At 65.4% G+C, this 17,912-nt stretch carries 15 protein-coding genes; 3 read left to right on the top strand and 12 right to left on the bottom strand.

Annotated features, from left to right (window positions below; genetic code table 11):
* The coding region (mlaD, locus tag N825_RS16820; RefSeq protein WP_051512474.1) for an outer membrane lipid asymmetry maintenance protein MlaD at positions 1–539 on the bottom strand (539 nt) is incomplete at its 3' end.
* 59 nt (positions 540–598) lie between these two features.
* Positions 599–988 (bottom strand): NADH:ubiquinone oxidoreductase subunit NDUFA12, encoded by a 390-nt coding sequence (locus N825_RS16815; protein ID WP_037454136.1) that lies wholly within the window; start codon positions 986–988, stop codon positions 599–601.
* A 506-nt stretch (positions 989–1,494) separates the two neighbouring features.
* On the opposite strand from N825_RS16815, the gene N825_RS16810 reads away from it, so the two are divergent.
* A complete protein-coding gene (locus N825_RS16810; protein ID WP_037454133.1) occupies positions 1,495–5,229 on the top strand; it encodes a vitamin B12-dependent ribonucleotide reductase in 3,735 nt (1,244 codons plus the stop codon).
* A gap of 90 nt (positions 5,230–5,319) precedes the next feature.
* On the opposite strand, the gene N825_RS16805 is transcribed toward N825_RS16810, so the two are convergent.
* The 4 genes from N825_RS16805 to N825_RS38940 all read right to left on the bottom strand — a co-directional run bounded on the left by N825_RS16805 (position 5,320) and on the right by N825_RS38940 (position 7,992).
* Entirely contained in the window at positions 5,320–5,829 is a 510-nt protein-coding gene (locus N825_RS16805; protein ID WP_037454131.1) for a GlcG/HbpS family heme-binding protein, read from the bottom strand.
* A gap of 128 nt (positions 5,830–5,957) precedes the next feature.
* Positions 5,958–6,407: a hypothetical protein gene (locus N825_RS16800; protein ID WP_037454130.1), complete on the bottom strand. Its 450-nt coding sequence runs from the start codon at positions 6,405–6,407 to the stop codon at positions 5,958–5,960.
* A 119-nt stretch (positions 6,408–6,526) separates the two neighbouring features.
* Positions 6,527–7,714, bottom strand: a complete 1,188-nt coding sequence (locus N825_RS16795; RefSeq protein WP_051512473.1) for an acyltransferase family protein — start codon at positions 7,712–7,714, stop codon at positions 6,527–6,529.
* Between the two features lie 83 nt (positions 7,715–7,797).
* Positions 7,798–7,992 carry a hypothetical protein gene (locus N825_RS38940; RefSeq protein ID WP_157619297.1) on the bottom strand — a complete coding sequence of 65 codons (195 nt, stop codon included), beginning with the start codon at positions 7,990–7,992 and terminating at the stop codon, positions 7,798–7,800.
* Between the two features lie 190 nt (positions 7,993–8,182).
* On the opposite strand from N825_RS38940, the gene N825_RS16790 reads away from it, so the two are divergent.
* Entirely contained in the window at positions 8,183–8,929 is a 747-nt protein-coding gene (locus tag N825_RS16790) for an SDR family oxidoreductase (protein WP_037454322.1), read from the top strand.
* A gap of 16 nt (positions 8,930–8,945) precedes the next feature.
* Here N825_RS16790 and N825_RS16785 read toward each other — a convergent pair whose 3' ends face one another.
* Positions 8,946–11,432 carry a cation:proton antiporter gene (locus N825_RS16785; RefSeq protein ID WP_037454128.1) on the bottom strand — a complete coding sequence of 829 codons (2,487 nt, stop codon included), beginning with the start codon at positions 11,430–11,432 and terminating at the stop codon, positions 8,946–8,948.
* 184 nt (positions 11,433–11,616) lie between these two features.
* Between N825_RS16785 and N825_RS38935 the strand changes: the two genes are divergently transcribed.
* Positions 11,617–11,772, top strand: coding sequence for a hypothetical protein (locus N825_RS38935; RefSeq protein ID WP_157619295.1), 156 nt, complete (start codon positions 11,617–11,619; stop codon positions 11,770–11,772).
* 40 nt (positions 11,773–11,812) lie between these two features.
* Here N825_RS38935 and N825_RS16780 read toward each other — a convergent pair whose 3' ends face one another.
* The 5 genes from N825_RS16780 to galE form a co-directional block, all read right to left on the bottom strand.
* Entirely contained in the window at positions 11,813–13,396 is a 1,584-nt protein-coding gene (locus N825_RS16780) for a GMC oxidoreductase (RefSeq protein WP_198038359.1), read from the bottom strand.
* Positions 13,397–13,521: 125 nt separating this feature from the next.
* Entirely contained in the window at positions 13,522–14,211 is a 690-nt protein-coding gene (locus N825_RS16775; RefSeq protein WP_245613143.1) for a gamma-glutamylcyclotransferase, read from the bottom strand.
* Positions 14,212–14,325: 114 nt separating this feature from the next.
* Positions 14,326–15,513 (bottom strand): DUF2336 domain-containing protein, encoded by a 1,188-nt coding sequence (locus tag N825_RS16770; RefSeq protein ID WP_037454126.1) that lies wholly within the window; start codon positions 15,511–15,513, stop codon positions 14,326–14,328.
* A 34-nt stretch (positions 15,514–15,547) separates the two neighbouring features.
* On the bottom strand, positions 15,548–16,117 hold the full coding sequence (locus N825_RS16765) for a MarR family transcriptional regulator (RefSeq protein ID WP_084164797.1): 570 nt from the start codon (positions 16,115–16,117) through the stop codon (positions 15,548–15,550).
* Positions 16,118–16,491: 374 nt separating this feature from the next.
* Positions 16,492–17,517, bottom strand: a complete 1,026-nt coding sequence (galE, locus tag N825_RS16760; RefSeq protein WP_037454123.1) for a UDP-glucose 4-epimerase GalE — start codon at positions 17,515–17,517, stop codon at positions 16,492–16,494.
* Positions 17,518–17,912: the final 395 nt, after the last annotated feature.

Genomic DNA, 17,912 nt, shown 5'->3' with positions numbered 1-17,912 from the left:
GCCGCCCCACCGGAAGCGCCGCCGCCCGCCGCTGGCGGCTGGGCGGTGCCGCCGGCCTGACCCGGTTGCGCCTGACCCGGTTGCGCCTGCTGGCCACCGCCCTGCATGCTGAAGATCACTTGGCCCAGCAGCTGCTCCAGGCCGGGAGTGGACTGGGTGAAGTCGATCCTGCCGCCGGGCTGGATCTCGTCGGGATCGCCGCCGGGTTCCAGCGCCATGTATTTGCCACCGAGAAGGCTCTCGCTGGCGATCAGGGCGACCGTGTCCTTGGGCAGCTTGATGCTGGGGTCGATCGTCATGTGGACGACCGCCAGATAGGTCTTCGGATCCAGGGTCTGGCTGGTCACCGTGCCGACCTTGACGCCACTGATGCGGACGTCGCTGCCGCTTTGCAGGCCGCCGACGCTGGAGAAGTTCGCCTGGACATCATAGCCGTCGACCCGCCGGAGATCGGCGCTGGTGTAGGCAAAGACCAAAAAGAAACCGGCCACGACGATGACGACACCGCCGAGCACGGTTTCAATGGTATTCCTGCGCATTCAAAATTCCTCGGTGGAAAGGCCCGGCGCGCCGCGCGCGGGGCGATCGACCGGGCTGGTCAGCCCGGAGTCCACGGTTCGTAATCGCCGGTCGCGCGGTCGCGCTGTCCGCCTTCGAGCGTGTGGCCTGGGGGCCGATATGCCGTGAGGCTGCCGGTCGCGTTCGGGTGGTGGGGCTTCTGCCACGGCTTGTGGAACGGGCTGCCAGCCTTCAACGGCTCCTTGACGGTGTGGTGCAGCCAGCCGTGCCATTCGGGCGGAACCTTGGACGCCTCGGGCTCGCCATTATAAAGGACCCAGCGGCGCTCGCGCGTTCCCGTGGCCTTCCTCTTGTCCCGGTAATACGTGTTGCCGAATTGATCGACGCCGACCTGCTCGCCCCGGCGCCACGTGAACATACGGATCTGTAGGTTGGACAGAAACGTCGTAAAGGATATGCGTTCTTTCATGGCCGCTCGCTCAGGGGTCGTCGAACCCGCGTTCCGCACTGTTCGTCGTCGCGGAATATGGCATCTGGCCTTGCCCGCGTCCAGCCGGACGCATCGGACGCGACGGGATAATCGCCGAAGCGCGACTCCATATCTTGTTTCAGCCTGTTTCGGCGCACCCCTGTCAACGGGTTTACGCGCGGTCCAACCGTGGCTACCGTGTCTTTCCCATGGGCCCCCAAACCCTTGGCGGGAGCCACTTCCAGAAGGTTGCGAGCCCATCCAACACCAGCGGTCCACACGCTCATCCACATAGTCATCCACAGCATTTGGTGGGTAGCGCCGTTTTGGCGTCAAAATGTGGTTGCCAGTCCCAGAACTTGTGGCACACTCGGATATAGGCACAGGATATCGCGGCGGTCTTTCCGCGCGACCCGGCCGGCCACGGCCGGCGTGCCAGGATTTTTAGTCGGGTTGTCAGCAGGCGCCGAAGTCACGGCGGGCGCCGGAGCCAAGGGATCACTGAGATGCGGATTGAGAGACGTTTCACGACCGAAGGAAAGGACGCCTACGACGGCATCGAATTTCGCCAGACGACCAGCGAGATTCGCAATCCCGATGGTTCGGTCGTGTTCCAACTCGCCGATATCGACGTCCCGGCCGATTGGAGCCAGGTCGCCTGCGACATCCTCGCGCAGAAGTATTTCCGCAAGGCCGGCATCCCCGCCGCGCTCAAGGCGGTCGAGGAGAACACGGTCCCGAGCTGGCTGTGGCGCAAGGTCGCTGACGACGAGGCGCTGAAGCGCGTCAGCCGCGAGGACCGGCTGGTCGGCGAGACCTCGGCGCGGCAGGTGTTCGACCGTCTGGCCGGCACCTGGACCTACTGGGGCTGGCACGGAGGCTATTTCGACGCCGAGTCGGACGCCCGCGCCTTCTTCGATGAGATGCGCCACATGCTGTGCCGCCAGATGGCGGCCCCCAACAGCCCGCAGTGGTTCAACACCGGCCTGCACTGGGCCTATGGCATCGACGGCCCGGCGCAGGGCCACTACTACGTCGATTTCCGCACCGGCGAGCTGACAGCTTCCCTATCGGCCTACGAGCATCCGCAGCCGCACGCGTGCTTCATCCAGGGTGTCCGCGACGATCTGGTCGGCGACGGCGGCATCATGGACCTGTGGGTGCGCGAGGCGCGCCTGTTCAAGTACGGCTCCGGCACCGGCTCCAACTTCTCCCGGGTACGCGGCGACGGCGAGAAGCTGTCGGGCGGCGGCCGGTCCTCCGGCCTGATGAGCTTCCTGAAGATCGGCGACCGGGCCGCCGGCGCCATCAAGTCGGGCGGCACCACGCGCCGCGCCGCCAAGATGGTGACGGTCGACCTCGACCACCCGGACATCGAGGCCTACATCGACTGGAAGGTCACCGAGGAGCAGAAGGTCGCGGCGCTGGTCGCCGGGTCCAAGCTGGCGTCCCGCCACATGAACGCGGTCATGCTGGCGGCGTCCGAGGGCTTCTCCCCGACCGATCCCAAGCGGCTGGATCCCAAGGAGAACAAGGCGCTGAAGAAGGCGATCGTGGCCGCCCGCAAGGACATGATCCCCGAGAACTACGTCCAGCGCGTGATCCAGTTCGCCGGCCAGGGCTACACCTCGATCAAGTTCAAGACCTACGACACGGACTGGGACTCGGAAGCCTACCTGACCGTCTCGGGCCAGAACTCGAACAATTCCGTCCGCATCGCCAACGACTTCATCGAAGCCGTCCTGGACGACGCCGACTGGCAGCTGATCCGCCGCACCGACGGCAAGGTCCACAAGACCCTGAAGGCGCGCGACCTGTGGGAGAAGATCGGCGAGGCCGCCTGGGCCTGCGCCGATCCGGGGGTGCAGTTCGACACCACCATCAACGAGTGGCACACCTGCCCGGCGTCCGGCCGGATCAACGCGTCGAACCCGTGCTCGGAATACATGTTCCTGGACGATACGGCGTGTAATCTGGCGTCGCTGAACCTGATGACGTTCCGCCGCGCCGATGGCGAGTTCGACATCGAGTCGTTCGAGCACGCCTGCCGCTTGTGGACCGTCGTGCTGGAAATCTCGGTGCTGATGGCGCAGTTCCCGTCGAAGGAGATCGCGCAGCTCAGCTACGAGTTCCGTACGCTCGGCCTGGGTTACGCCAACCTGGGTGGCCTGCTGATGGCCGCCGGCATCTCCTATGACAGCGACGAGGGCCGCGCGCTGTGCGGCGCCATCACCGCCGTCATGACCGGCGTGTCCTACGCCACCTCGGCCGAGATGGCTCAGGAGCTGGGGGCGTTCCCCAACTACGAGGTCAACCGCGAGCACATGCTGCGGGTGATCCGCAACCATCGCCGGGCCACCTACGGTACGGCTCAGGATTACGAGGGCCTGTCGGTCCTGCCGGTGGCGATCAACGAGGCGCATTGCCCGAACAAGGATCTGGTCGCGGCGGCCCGCCGGGCCTGGGACAACGCGCTGGAACTGGGCGAGCTCTATGGCTTCCGCAACGCCCAGGCGACGGTGATCGCGCCCACCGGCACCATCGGTCTGGTGATGGATTGCGACACCACCGGCATCGAACCCGACTTCGCGCTGGTCAAGTTCAAGAAGCTGGCCGGCGGCGGCTACTTCAAGATCATTAACCGGGTGGTGCCGGAAGCCTTGCGGAAGCTCGGCTACGACGCGGACCAGATCGAGCGGATGGAGCGCTACGCGGTCGGCCACGGCACGCTGCGGACGGCTCCGGGCGTCAACCACGCGGCGCTCAAGGCCAAAGGCTTCACCGACGAGACGCTGAAGGCGGTCGAGCAGGGTTTGGGCAACGCCTTCGACATCAAGTTCGCCTTCAACAAGTGGTCGCTCGGCACCGAGTTCTGCACCGAGGTGCTGGGCATCCCGGCCGCCGCTCTGGATGACTTCGGATTCGACATGCTGGCCCATCTGGGCTTCTCGCGGGCCGAGATCGACGCGGCGAACACCTATTGCTGCGGCGCCATGACGCTGGAGGGTGCCCCGCACCTTAAGGACGAGCACCTGTCGGTGTTCGACTGCGCCAACCCGTGCGGCCGAATCGGCAAGCGCTACCTGTCGACCGAGAGCCACATCCACATGATGGCGGCGGCCCAGCCGTTCATCTCGGGTGCCATCTCCAAGACGATCAACATGCCGAACTCGGCGACGGTCGAGCAGTGCAAGGACGCCTACATGCTGTCCTGGCGCCTCGGCACCAAGGCCAACGCCCTGTACCGCGACGGCTCCAAGCTGAGCCAACCGCTGTCGAGCAGCATCCTGGAAGGCGTCGACGAGTCGGAGGACGAGGATATCGTCCAGAACATCATCGACGCCCCGCCGGCCGAGCGGGCGCCGATGGTGGCCGAGCGGATCGTGGAGCGGGTCATCGAGCGGATGCGCGAGCGCGCCGACCGCGAGAAGCTTCCCCACCGCCGCAAGGGCTATACCCAGAAGGCCGTGGTCGGTGGCCACAAGGTCTATCTGCGGACCGGCGAATATGAGGACGGCCGCCTGGGCGAGATCTTCATCGACATGCACAAGGAAGGCGCCGCCTTCCGGTCGCTGATGAACAACTTCGCCATCGCGATCTCGATCGGCCTGCAATACGGCGTGCCGCTGGAAGAGTTCGTGGAGGCCTTCACCTTCGTCCGTTTCGAGCCGTCGGGTCCCGTCCAGGGCAACGACGCGATCAAGATGGCGACCTCGGTGATCGACTACATCTTCCGCGAACTGGCGATCAGCTACCTGCAGCGCACCGACCTGTCCCACGCGACTCCGGACGACCTGTTCCCGGACAGCCTGGGCACCGGCGATGGCGAGGGCACCCTGCCGCCGGCGGCGGAGCGGTTCACCAAGGACACGCTCGACGCCGTGCAGAAGGTGGCGAGCAAGGGCTATGTCCGCTCCAACCTGCGCGTCCTGCCGGGTGGCCAGTCGACCCGCGCCGTCGCCGCCATGGCGGTGGCGACAGGAACCCAGGCGTCGGCGGCGGTGATGGGCAACGAGGCGACGGCCCGCGCGCTGTCCCCCGACCAGTCCCAGGCGGCCGTCGCGGTGGCGGTCGCCGCCGCTCCCGCTCCCGCCGTGGACGAGCGCCGCGAGCGCATCCGCGAAGCCCGCGCCAAGGGCTACGAGGGTGATCCCTGCGGCGAGTGCGGCAACATGACCCTGGTGCGCAACGGCACCTGCATGAAGTGCGACACCTGCGGCTCGACCACCGGCTGCTCCTGAGCCACCGGTCGGAAGGCGAAGAAAAGGGGGGAGGCTTAGGCCTCCCCCCTTCCCTATTCCCAGGCCCTATTTCCCAGGTCGATTCGGGACTTATTTCAGCGCGGACGCGCCCGCCTTGGCGACGGTGCCGTCCTGATCTCCGCTGCCACCCGAGATACCAACGGCACCGATCAGCTTGCCATCGACGATGATGGGAACACCGCCGTCGATCGGAATGGCCCCGGTCAGGCGCAGCAGCCGGATACCCTCGCCGCCGCCGGCGACCGCGTCCTGGAACAGCTTGCTGGGCCGGCGGAACAGGGCGGACGTCCGGGCTTTCTCGATCGCCAAGTCGACGCTGCCGGTTTGCGTATCCGCCATCTTCTCGAAATACACGAGGTAGCCGCCGGTATCGACGACGGCGACCGCCATCCTCCAATTGTTCTTCTTAGCCTCGGCAACCGCCGCGGCGGCGGCGGTCTTGGCGTTATCGACGTCGATCGACAGGCCATAGGGAACCAGGGGCGGTGGCGCGAAACTCGACTGCGCCAGGACGGGCGTCGCCGACACCGCGACCAAGGCGGCTGAAATGAATGCGGACCGGAGTCTCCCAAGACTCATGATATCAATTTCCCCTTGAAATTTCTCCACAGACGGATCGAGACATCAGCGGTTCGCCCCCGTCTCGACCCGCATGGGTTGACATTATCAAGAGAGTTACACGAAAACCATCACCGTGATCGGCTGGGTCAGGTGTCCAGGCAGCCACCCTTGGGAGCCACCGTGATGCGAATCAGCTCGCTGTCCCCACCTCCGAAGACGTTGCCGCCGGTGTAGGTCAGGCAGCCTTCGTTCTTGTAGATCACCTGGAGCCGCTGGGCGTCGTTGCCGAAGTAGAACGGGATCCAGCGCTTGCCGGTCTCGTGCCGGATCATGTCGTCGGGTGCCCCGATCAAGCTGGAGACCTCGCGCATCGTCATGCCAATCTGGAGCTTGGCGAATCGGCTATTCGCGGTCGGCGTACCGATCACCTCGCCGTCGAAGCTGCCGTCGCGCGACTTGACCACGCGGGCCGCCGGAGTCGAAGGCGTTTGCACGCCGGCGGTGGTCGAGGCTGCGGTGCCGGTTCCCTGCTGGCTGGCGCAGCCCGCCAGAAGCGCCGCGACGGCCAGCGCCGCCAGAGTTTTCTTTATCGCCATGTCGTTTCCTCAGTTGTCCGCCGCGCCCAGTTGAACGGACGCGTCAAACCGACTATCGGCGATTTAAAACGACGGGCACGCGCGAAGATGGATACCCGCCACATGTTCCAAGTTCCCGATCAGGACGTCGTCCCCTGGGCCGCGTCCGTCACCGTCCGGGTCGCACCGCCGCCCAGCCGGCGCGCGATCCTCTTGGAATAGGCGTAACCCGGCATCTCGACAAAGCGGTAGGTCAGTGCCGCCAGCGCCACGACGGCGACCAGGTAAGCCACGATCACGCCATCCATGACCCAGGGACCGCCGAGGTCGATCAGCTTGACCTTGCCGGCGATGCTCATGTGATCGTGTGACAGCTGGACGCGCAGGAGCTTGCCGGCGACCGCCGTCGAGTTCTCGATGATCAACAGCAGGAAGGCGTGGACCATGTAGATCGAGTACGAGAGGGCGCCGAGCCTCAGCATCAGCCTGTTCTTCAACAGGGTCGAGACCCAGCCGTCCTCGAAGGCGAACACGAGGACCGTCAGCGTGAAGACGAACGGAGCCAGATACGACAGGGGACCAACCTCGACCGCGGCCGTGAATCCCACCACCAGCACGACGCAGGCGGCTTCGATCAGGCCGGCCGCGGGAAGGACGCCCTTCAGCTTGGCTCGTGCCGCGCGGAACACCTGATAAGCTAGATAACCCAGGAAGAAGCCGACCATGCAGCGGAAGAAACCATAATCCACCGTCACGTCGATCGAAGCGGAATTCGCGAAAGCCAGCACGATCGCGGCGCTGGCAAGGACCAGCAGGGCCGAAACCAAATTTCGATAACGCACCGTCAGCAACATCATCACGCCAAACGCGAGGGACGTGAAGAACTCCGCGCTGATCGACCAGCTGGGGAAGTTCCAGGTGACGTCCTGATGGAGGCCGAGGGAGTGGATCAGAAGCAGGTTGGTCAGGACCGCGAAGGGTGAGCGCGATCCCGTGAAGGGTTCGCGCGGATACGCGCTTCCCAGCCAGGGCTCCAGGGCCAGGGCCACCAGTTCCACCGCCAGGAACAATCCAAGCACCGTGACGTGGAGCGGCCAGACCCGGCCGAACCGCTGGATGACGAAGCCGCCGAGCTCGAACATGTCGCGGATGCGATCGTCATAGGCGTGGGCCAGCACGAACCCGCTGAGGACGAAGAAGAAATCGACGAAAAGATAGCCACCGCGGACGACGGGGGCATCGTGGAAGTGCCACGCGCCATGAAAATGAAGCACGGCGACGAGGATGGCGCATAGGCCCCGCCAACTATCGAGCGCTTGGAAACGCAACTGATTCTCCAATAACCGGGGAACACCCAAGGGGTGGGGTCACAAGGGCGACGGGCCATTCATGGCCTGGAAGCCGTGCCCGGTCAGGGCGGCGAGCCGACCAGCTGGCGCTGTCCACGGAACCCGATCACGGGCGGGGAGCCACCCGTTCCACGGCCCATGCCTCCTTCCGACGCATGGCGAAGGCAGGCCATTGGACCGGGAGACCGGAGATCATCCAATCCCAGCGCCGCCAGACTGCTTCGATAGCCGTAGATCCAGATCCGCATTCCGGTCATTTCAATGTTTCTTGACTTCGGATGGCATTTGCCACTCGCTGCATATGGAAACAATCCTACGCTCGTTTCCGCCGAAACTTAATCGAGGAACCTCGCGCGTGACGGCGGATACTTCCTTTGCCCGCCGCGTTGATAACGTGGGGCGTATCCCGCTGATTAAGCGAATGACCAAGAAATGGGAGAAGACGTGATGGGTGGAGTTCTTATCGTCACGGGCGGCAGCCGGGGCATCGGCGCCGCGACCGTCGTCCTGGCGGCGGCGGCGGGCTGGGATGTCTGCGTCAACTATGTGCGCGACGCGGCCAAGGCGGAGGCGGTCGCGGCGGAGGCCAGCGCCCTGGGCGTCCGCGCGATCGCGGTCCAGGGTGACATGGCGTCGGAGGCGGATATCATCCGCCTGTTCGCCACCGTCGACGAGCGGCTTGGTCCCGTGACCGGGTTGGTCAACAACGCCGGCATCACCGGCCCCGCCGGCAAGCTGCTCGACCTGACGGCCGAGACCGTCGGCACGGTGATGAACCTCAACGTCGTCGGTCCCTTCCTGTGCGCCCGCGAGGCCGCCCGGCGCATGGCGAAAAGCCGGGGCGGCAAAGGCGGCGTGATCGTCAACGTCTCGTCGCGCGCGGCGGCGCTGGGTTCGCCCAACGAGTTCATCCACTACGCCGCCAGCAAGGGCGCCATCGACAGCTTCACCATCGGCTTGTCGAAGGAACTGGCGCCCGAGGGGATCCGCGTCAACGCCGTCAATCCCGGCCTGATCGAGACCGAGATCCACGACGCCAGCGGCATCCCCGGCCGGCTGGAACGGCTGGTCGGCGGCGTTCCCCAGGGCCGCGCCGGCGCCGCCGCCGAGGTGGCGGAGGCGATCGTCTGGCTGCTGTCGGACAAGTCGTCCTATGTCTGCGGCGCGCTGGTCCCCGTATCCGGCGGCCGCTGAGGAGCGCGGATCGCGATCACGCCACCAGCTTGACGCTGCGCTGCTTGGCGACCTGATCGATCAGCTCGCTGATATGCGGGTTGGCCTTCAGGAATTTCTTGAAGTCGCCGGAGCGCAGCTCGAGCAGGGTGCAGTAGGTCAAGGCGACGACGTCGGCCCGGCGCGGGCCACCGTCGAGCAGGGCCATCTCCCCGAAGAAGTCACCGCGTCCCAACCGGATGCGGCGGTCCTGGAGCACCACCTCGACCGCGCCCGACGAGATGAAGTACATGGCGTTGCCGCGGTCGCCGGTGCGGATGAAGGTCTGATCCGGCAGGGCCAGCCGCGAGCGCAGGATCCGGGCGAGCCGGGCCATGTCTTTCTGCTCCAACCCGTTGAACAGCGGCACCTGGGCGATCAAGGCGACCTTGTCCAGCTTGAGGTCGAGCTTCGGCCGGCGGTCCGCCAAGCGGCGGCGCGACTCGACGCCGCGCCGCAGGTCCTCGAACAGTTCCTGGCCGATCAACCCGTCATCGAACAGGCTCTCGTAGCGCAGCATCTCCTGGCGGAGGGCGAACTTGCGAAGGAACCGCTGGCTCAGCGCCTCGGCGTAGTCGGGGTATTGCAGTTCGAGCGCGTCCAGGGCCTTGGACGAGGCCTCCATCCTGCCGCTGAGCACCTCGCCCAGCAGCAGGGAGACGCGCTCGCCCAGCAGCGGCTTGAGGCTGCGGCTGTTGAATCGGATCAACTCGTCCAGCACCAGCCGACGGACCAGGAACTTGTCGAACCGCTTGGAGACCTGCCGGGCCAACGGAGTTTCCACCCCGGTCCAGCGGTGGAGCGAATAGGCGAACCGGAAGGCGCGCGGCAGCCGCAGGATCTTGCGCGCCGCCCGGTTATAGCCGATGCGGCCACCAGTCCGGGCGCCGTCGTAGATTTCCCCGGCGTTCCTCAGCAAGGCCTCGATGATGTCGCCGGGCACCGTCTGCAAGCCGTGATGCTCCAGCACGAGCTGGCGTTCCCGGTTGGCCAGCGAGATCAGCCCGAGGGTGATCCGGTCGCGGTCGGAGATCCGCTCCTCCAGGCTGCCGGCGGAGGTGACCTCCGCGATCCGGGCTTCGTAGGGCTTTTGGATCGCGCGCGAGACGGTCGGCGGGAACTCGTACTCCACGGCGGTCTGCTGGATCGAGTCGCGGACATCGGCCAGCGACAGGGCCAGCACTTGGGAACGCAAGGCTTGGTTGAGGGGTGACAGCCGGTTGAGGCCCAGCAGCTTGATGACGAGCCGGAGCGTGGTGCCGTTGACGAACAGGGTGAACAGCACGAAGCCGGTCGCCAGCACCGTCACCAGCCGCTGCTCCTCGCCGTCGATGCCGCGCGCCTCCGTCACCGACAGGGCCAAGGCCAGCGTCACGGCGCCGCGCAGGCCACCCCAGGTCAGCACCAGCTTGTAGGAGTTGCTGATCTTGGCCGACAGCTTCAACAGGGTCAGCGGCGGCAGCAGCAGGAAAAGCACCAGGGCGCGGGCGACCAGCGCCGCGGCGATCAGCACCAGCAGCAGGAAACCGTCGTGCAGGCTGACATTGACCAGCAGCTTGGGCACCATCAGCGAGGCCAGGATGAAGACCAGCGAACCCGCCAGGAAGGCCACCTGCTCCCACACCGCGTCCAGATAGGCCCAGCCCGAGGGCGACAGGCGCGACCGGCTACCGGCCCCGAACACCAAACCGGCCACGGCCACCGCGACCACGCCGGAGACGCCCAGGAAATGGTCGCCGGAGACGAAGATCAGATAGGGCAGCGCCAGGGTCAGCGTGACCTCGGCCGTTCGGCTGCCGCGCAACAGCGGGATGACGGAGACCGCCAGGCGCGCCGCCACGATCCCCAGGATGGTGCCTCCGCCGAGGTCGACCGCGAGATCCCAGGCGCCCTTGAGGAGGTCGGGGTCGTCGCCGGAGACGATCATCTCCAGCAGGACGTAGAAGATGGCGATGGCGGCGGCGTCGTTGAGCAGGCTTTCGCCCTCGACCAGCCGGACCAGCCGGGCCGGCGCGCCGATGTCGCGGAAGATGGCGATGACCGCCGCCGGATCGGTGGTCGCGACGATCGAACCCAGCAGCAGGCAGACGACCAGGGGCACTCCCGTCAGCGGCCAGATCGCCAGCCCGATCACGCCGGTCGCGACGAAGACGGCGACGACCGCCAGCAGCAGGATGGGGGCCGCGTCCTCCATCATCCGGCGCACGTCGATCGTCAACGCCGCCTGGAACAGCAAGGCCGGCAGGAAGACCAGGATGTATGTCGACGAGCTGAACGACATGTCGGCGATGGCGGCGGCCGCCTCGCTGATCATCCGCGGCTCCTTGGTCTGGAGCAGCGTCACCGAACCAACGGCGATCGCGACGCCGACGGCGGCCAGCAGGACGGAATGGGGCAGCCGCAGCCGCTCCGCCAGGGGTTGCAGCACGCTGGCGACGACGAGCAGCGCGCCGATGACCAGGATGAAATAGATGAGATCGTTCAAGTCGAGAAACCCGGAATGCTGCGGCTGGACAAATCGGCGATCAAGGTGGCTCAACCCTGGCGCGGAGGCTTGGGACAGTTTGAGGATCGATCATGACGGACTTGTGGCCGCCGGCGGTTTGGTGCATCAAAGGGAGTAGTGCCGGAACCAACGAGGTGCCGGCCCGCTCCAGGATAGCGCATCCATGCTCCGCTTGACCGCCCTACTTTGTGTGATCGCCGGACTTTCCGGCTGCGGCGTCGTCGGCACCACCGTCGGCGTGGTTTCGACCGTCGGTTCAGCCGCCGTGTCGGTCACCGAGACCGCCGTCGATATCGTGACCTATCCGCTGTCGGACTAGGAGCGACCGGACTGGACCCGGCCGGACTGGAACCGGCCTGTCAGGCGAACTTGCCGATCAGGTGATCGGCCAGCCGCACCGCCAGCGCCACGATGTTCATCGTCACCATGGTGGCCCCGGCCGTCGGGAACACCGAGCCCCCCGCGACATAAAGATTGCCGATGCCGTGGACGCGGCAATGCTCGTCCACGACGCCGTGGCGCGGGTCGCGGTGCATCCGGGTCGTCCCCATGAAATGGGCCGACGAATCGACCGCCTTGGGCCAGGGATCGCTCTCGTTGTCGAAATCGACCTTGAGGCGGCCGACGCCCAACTTGCCGAACTCCTGGGCGATCAACTGCTGTGTTCGCAGGATCGTGTGCTTGTCCAATTGCTGGAGCCGCCAGTCGAGCACCAGCTTGTTCTGGCCGAGCCGGTCGCGGTCCGCGCCCAACATGACGCGGCTGTCGCGATTGGGCGCCTGCTCCGCGAAATAGCGCAGTTCCAGCGCCCTGTACTGGCTGTCGCCGCTGACCCGGGCGTAGAGGGCCTTGGCCACCGAGTCGAGATCGGCCAGCACCTTGCCGAGGTCCGTACCCAGATTGTCCGGCACGCGGCCTTGGATGATCTGCTTCATGATGTGGCGCAGCGCCACGAAGCCGGGCGCCCGTTCGCCCTCGTAGGATTCATCGAAGAAGACGACGCTGTTCAGCATCTCCTCCCGCTCCTGTACCGCGTAGGGTGGCTGGAGCGCGTTGACGAACGGCGCGCCGCCGCTCTCGAACCGGGAGGCCCAGCTGTCCAGCCCATAGAACCGCGCGGTCGAACGCGGCACCGTCAGCAGCGCCCTGCCCGTCCGGATCGTGGAGTGGGCCATGAAGTAGCGGCCGACGACATCGTGGTCGTTGCCCAAGCCGTTCGGTCGGACCTTGTTCGACAGCAGCAGCAGGCGGGCGTTCTCGATGCCGCTCGCCAGGATGTAGATCCGGGCGGTGAAGCGGCGGCTTCGGCCGTCCAGATCGCGCGTCCGCAAGCCCAGCACCTGGGACACGTCCTCGCCGGTCTCGATCTCGGTCACGTTGGCGTGGAGATAGACGGTGCATTGATTGCCCGGCCGCGTCAATTGGGCGCGGTAGACATCGCCGAACCGGGTCGGTGGGCTCTTCAGGAACAGCTTCTCGCCGATCGACTCGCCGGTGACCGGAATGCGGCTGGCGCGGAACTCGGCCGACACCTCCGCCCAGTGATCGGTCGAATAGTTGTCCGACGGCAGCTCGCAATACTGGCCCGCCCGCGGATAGAACCGCTCCAGATCCCGCTTTTCGATCGGCCAGCCGCTGTCGGGCACCCAGGAACGTTCCTGGAAGTCGTGCTCGTCCAGCTGGGCGCAGTTGCCGCCCCAATGTCCGGTCGTGCCGCCGAAATAACGCAACCTCGTCCAGGTCAAGTCGACCTTGTGCTCGCTGACGCAGTCGCCCTCGTTCAGCGCCTGGATGTCGTCCTCGAAATCCAAGCCGCCACTCTCCAACAGGGCGATCTTGAGATTATGGCCAAGCAACTCCATCGCCAGCGTGATTCCGGCGGCACCGGCGCCGACGATACAGATGTCGGCATCCACCACGGTCCCATCGGACAAGTTGCGCACGTCTGTGATCATTAGGGGACGTAACCGGATACAGGTTGGCGGGAATCGGTTTCAGGCCCATGAAGTAAGGCGGTATGCCCGCGCAATGTCCACTCTCTCTTTGGAGGTGTGGCAAGCGAGCGACGCTATTCGGCAAGAAATCGGCGTACTCCCGCGGCAACGCGCTCCAACATGCGATCGCGTAACCCCAATTCCCTCAAGTGTTCAAGCGTACTAAACAAATAATCGGAGCAGCGACCGAACCGCCCTTCAGCTGTCGCTATGGCTTCGATCGTCTCCGCGGCGGTCCAATCACCGACATAGCGCGAGTAATCGCGGTTGATCGTCATGGCGATGGCTCGCACCGGCCCATCGTCGGTCTCCGCCTTCAACCAGCGTGGCACATAGGCCCCCGTCAGCATTTCCCGGCGCCATAACAGCATCAACTCGTGTGGCGCCTGTTCGCCAGCGACCCGGAACACGACGCCGGCGCATTGTCCGCCCCGGTCCAGCCCCAGGAACAGGCCCGGCCGTTCGAGGGAACCGCGACCCATGTCGGCGCGCAGGCAGAAACGGCGGTGATAGCCCCGGATGCGGGCGACGCGGCGCTCGACGGTGGCGAAGGTCGGGTTCCAGATCAGGCTGCCATAGGCGAAGACCCAGACGTCCTGGCCGGCGGGATGCGACCGCATGGTCTCCGCCAGCGAGCGGTCCAACTGCTCGTCCGTCCAGGTCTTCATCCACGGATACGCCTCCAGCATGGAACGTCGGCGGTCCTGGTCGAGCAATTCCTCACGGGTCAGCGGGATTGGGGTCGGTAAGTCGGAAGGGGGCATGAACAGCGGATCTGTACCGGAGACGGAATGCGGTGGTGCCGAACATTGTCAGGCATCACGGCTTTTTCAACGCCGCCGCCAGGATCATTCGGTCCAATCAGGGAGGAGGAACGGTCAGTGGGCCGCCCGCATGGGGTGGAACGGCATGCCGGCCCGCTCCATCGCCCGCTCGATCACCTCGTCGGACTTCTGATCGAACAGCTGGAGCAGCAGGTCGTCGACCATGCGGTCCTCGATCGCGCCGCATTCCTCGAACACGCGCGCCAGGACGGCGACCTGATAATCCTCCCGCCCCGCGTCGCCGCCGCCATAGGCCAGTTCCTTTACCACCTCGATCGCGACGCGGAACGGCGGCAGCAAGGCCATCGGGAACTTGGCCTTCTCGAAGACGGCGCGAAGCCCCAGGGGGCCGTCGTCCCAGACCAGCAGCCGCGCGCTCTCGGCGGAGATGCCGGCGCGGACGCCCAGGCCGATCGTGAACAGACGCGTCTCGCCCGCGCAGAGCGCCCGAAGCATCATCGTCGGGCTCAAGCGGCCGTCGCGGTCGAGCTGGCGCGCCGCGAGTTGAAGGTCGGCCGAACTGTCGGCCAGCGGCTTCATCAGCAGGATGGTGGCGGCCTCGCGGCCCCGCTCGACCATCTCCGCGACCAGCACGGGCGACAGGCGGTGGCGCTCGACCAAGCTGGCCTTGATCTCATCCGACACATAGCCGATCAGCTTTCCGATCACCTCCAGCGACAGGTTGGAACGTGACGCCGCCGCCTCGTTGACGGGAGCCAGGATGCCATAGCGGTCCAGCGCCTTGTGGAGCGTCGCGTCGGCGATGGTGGCCCCGTCGTTGCGAAGGAGGCGGGTGATCACCCTGACATTGTCGGTTTCCACGATGGCGTCGGCCACACTCGGGGAAACTTCCTGCCGTCCGGCGATGGCGAGCTGTTTCTCGGCGTCATGATCGGCGATGACCTGAAGCAGCAGGTCGTCGGTCAGCCGGGCGACGTTGCGGAGCACGGGAAACGCGACGCGGCCGATGTCGCGCGCCAAGCGGGCGGCCAGCGTGTCGGTCAGCAGCGGACTGTTGTGGATCTGCCAGGCCACCGACTCGCGTACGGAGGCCTCGGCGTCCATCGCCAGCTTATGCAGGATGTCGGTCGCGATGGCCTTCTCGGGGCCGGCCAGCGAGCCGTTCTCCAAGTCGGCGACCAGCTTGGACACCGTCTCCATCCGGGCCTGGGCCGAGGAGTCGGACAGCAGGCGCCGGACGTCGGCGGAACTCAACGCCCGGTTGGTGGCGGTCGATGTCATGGCGGTGACTTCCGCTGCGGAAAACGTCGGTGGCTCAGTCGAATTCCCGGCCGTCGTAGCGGATGATGTCGCTCCACGCGCGCTCCAGCCGGCGCAGGGTCCGGTAGGTGATGTCGAAATCGGCGTTGTCCTCGTCGGTGCGGATCAGGACATCGGCTTGGGTCGCCTCCAGCCGACGCAGCTCGGCGCACAGGCTCATTCCCTTCTCCGACAGGCGGAGGCGGGCGGACCGGCGGTCGCGCAGCGACGGCGCCCGGTCGACGTAGCCGGTCTCGACCAACTGCTTGAGGTTGTACGACGCGTTGGAGCCGAGATAGTAGCCGCGCTCCATCAAGTCGCGCACCGACAGCTCCTCGGTCCCGATGTTCATCAGCATGAGCACCTGGACCGGGCTGATGTCATCGATGCCGACGCGCCCCAGTTCCACCCGCACCACGTCGAGGAAGCGGCGGTGCATCCGCTCCACGATCCGCGCGATGTCGTGATAGATCGCCGTGGCGGGCACGCGGCCCGTCCGGTGATCGTCCTGCGACCGATGTTCCTCGGCGCGATCCGCCGCCTGCTCGGCCGAGTCCGTTTCGAGTGGGGAAATTCCACCGCTCATACCGTCCTCTCCCAGACTTGGCCGTTGGCCTTGGCGCGGCAAACCCGCTCGGCTGGGCATCGGGGGGACGTCATGCGACATCCTTTCCAACTGTGCGGACAGATCGCCGCGCTTCAAGGCAAGTCCATTCGTAGGCACGTTGTGTTCCTCGTCGAGGTAATAAAGCTTCGCTCCGTGGTCGACACCGGGTATCGCGGTCAGCCATTGCCACCCAGCAAACATCCGAGTGGGATTTTATCGCTAAATTCGAATTATTTTTTTCCGCGAGCATCCCACTCATTCTTTCCCATCCCCGACAGGGTAGACCCTACACTTTCGATATCTACCCTTGCCCAGAGTTGTAAAAGAACAGTAAATGGCCCGTAACTGTCTTTTCAAACCGCCGCCATCAGCTGACGGACAGGATGCGTTTGGTAACCATCCGGGTTGCGGCGGCGCCAATCCCAGGCGTGGTGGATGATTGTTTCCAGATCCGGGAAACGCGGGTTCCAGCCAAGGTCGGCGCGGACACGCTCGCTCGACGCGATCAGGACCGGGGGATCGCCGGGACGCCGCGCGCCAATCCTGACCTGGATATCGCGTCCCGTGACCGCGCGGGCGGTCTCGATCACCTGCCGGACCGTATAGCCCCGGCCATTGCCCAGGTTGTAGCGGCAGCTGCGGTGATCGAGCGCCGACAGCACGCGGACATGGGCGTCCGCCAGATCGGAGACGTGGATGTAGTCGCGCACGCAGGTCCCGTCGACCGTTGGATAGTCGTCGCCGAAGATCTCGATATGCGGCCGCTTACCGGCCGCCACATCGAGCACCAGCGGGATCAGGTGGGTCTCGGGATCATGGTCCTCGCCCAAGTGGCCGTCCGGATGGGCGCCGGCCGCGTTGAAATAGCGCAGGCAGGCCGACCGCATGCCATGGACCTTGTCGGCCCAGTGCAGGATCCGCTCGATCATGAACTTCGACTCGCCATAGGGGCTGCCGGGATCGATCTCGGTGTCCTCGTCGATCGGCATCCGGTCGGGCATGCCGAACAGGTTGGCGGTTGATGACAGGACGAAGCGGGGGACCTTGTTGTCGGTCGCGAACTGGACGAGGTTGAGCGCGTTGACCACGTTGTCGTGCAAATAGAGGTGCGGGTCGCGCATCGACTCGCCGACCAGCGAATTCGACGCGAAGTGCAGGATCGCGTCGAATTTGAAGGCGCCGAACAGGCGGGTCAGCGCCGCTGGACTGGCGAGGTCGCCCTCGACGAACTCGGCCTCGTCCGGGACCGCCGCCCGATGACCCTGCTGGAGATTGTCGAACACGACCACGGAGTGGCCGCGCTCGACCAGTTCGGCCACGCAATGGCTGCCGACGAAACCGGCGCCGCCCGTGACCAGGACAGTTTGGTGGTGAGGCATGCAAAGCTCCTTTACTGAGCCGCTCGACAAGACCAGGGGTCTGCCGCGGGAACCCTTGGGCTCCCGCGGCGACATCGGCGGCTCTTGATGCGGGAAACTGTGGAGCCGGTTGGTCCCGATCTCCGTTGAATTCAAAATTATCACACGACTCTTACCCGTGTGTTAATCGGGATCGAAGTATTGATAGACTAACGTCGATTTTTATTTATTGAATTTCGCTATTCACTTAATGCTGATCCAGATCCAAACTCGGTTGAAAATCCAACCATTTCGAAGGCAATGCTCGGTGGCGCGATGTGTGATCACTCAATACATCACTCAAACATTGCATTTGATTTGTTTCGAATTTATCACGTTCCCTTGAACATACTCAGGTTCTCACCTGCGGTGACTGT

The organism is Skermanella stibiiresistens SB22, assembly GCF_000576635.1.
GTDB classification, from domain to species: Bacteria; Pseudomonadota; Alphaproteobacteria; order Azospirillales; family Azospirillaceae; genus Skermanella; species Skermanella stibiiresistens.
The sequence above is the reverse complement of the archived record's forward strand: the minus strand, read 5'-3'. Positions and strand labels throughout refer to the sequence as shown.

Bases quoted from the DNA above. Each gene is read 5' to 3' on its own strand.
- N825_RS16815 (WP_037454136.1), bottom strand. From the start codon at position 988: ATGAAAGAACGCATATCCTTTACGACGTTTCTGTCCAACCTACAGATC.
- N825_RS16810 (WP_037454133.1), top strand. From the start codon at position 1,495: ATGCGGATTGAGAGACGTTTCACGACCGAAGGAAAGGACGCCTACGAC.
- N825_RS16805 (WP_037454131.1), bottom strand. From the start codon at position 5,829: ATGAGTCTTGGGAGACTCCGGTCCGCATTCATTTCAGCCGCCTTGGTC.
- N825_RS16800 (WP_037454130.1), bottom strand. From the start codon at position 6,407: ATGGCGATAAAGAAAACTCTGGCGGCGCTGGCCGTCGCGGCGCTTCTG.
- N825_RS38940 (WP_157619297.1), bottom strand. From the start codon at position 7,992: ATGACCGGAATGCGGATCTGGATCTACGGCTATCGAAGCAGTCTGGCG.
- N825_RS16790 (WP_037454322.1), top strand. From the start codon at position 8,183: ATGGGTGGAGTTCTTATCGTCACGGGCGGCAGCCGGGGCATCGGCGCC.
- N825_RS38935 (WP_157619295.1), top strand. From the start codon at position 11,617: ATGCTCCGCTTGACCGCCCTACTTTGTGTGATCGCCGGACTTTCCGGC.
- N825_RS16775 (WP_245613143.1), bottom strand. From the start codon at position 14,211: ATGCCCCCTTCCGACTTACCGACCCCAATCCCGCTGACCCGTGAGGAA.
- N825_RS16770 (WP_037454126.1), bottom strand. From the start codon at position 15,513: ATGACATCGACCGCCACCAACCGGGCGTTGAGTTCCGCCGACGTCCGG.
- N825_RS16765 (WP_084164797.1), bottom strand. From the start codon at position 16,117: ATGAGCGGTGGAATTTCCCCACTCGAAACGGACTCGGCCGAGCAGGCG.
- galE (WP_037454123.1), bottom strand. From the start codon at position 17,517: ATGCCTCACCACCAAACTGTCCTGGTCACGGGCGGCGCCGGTTTCGTC.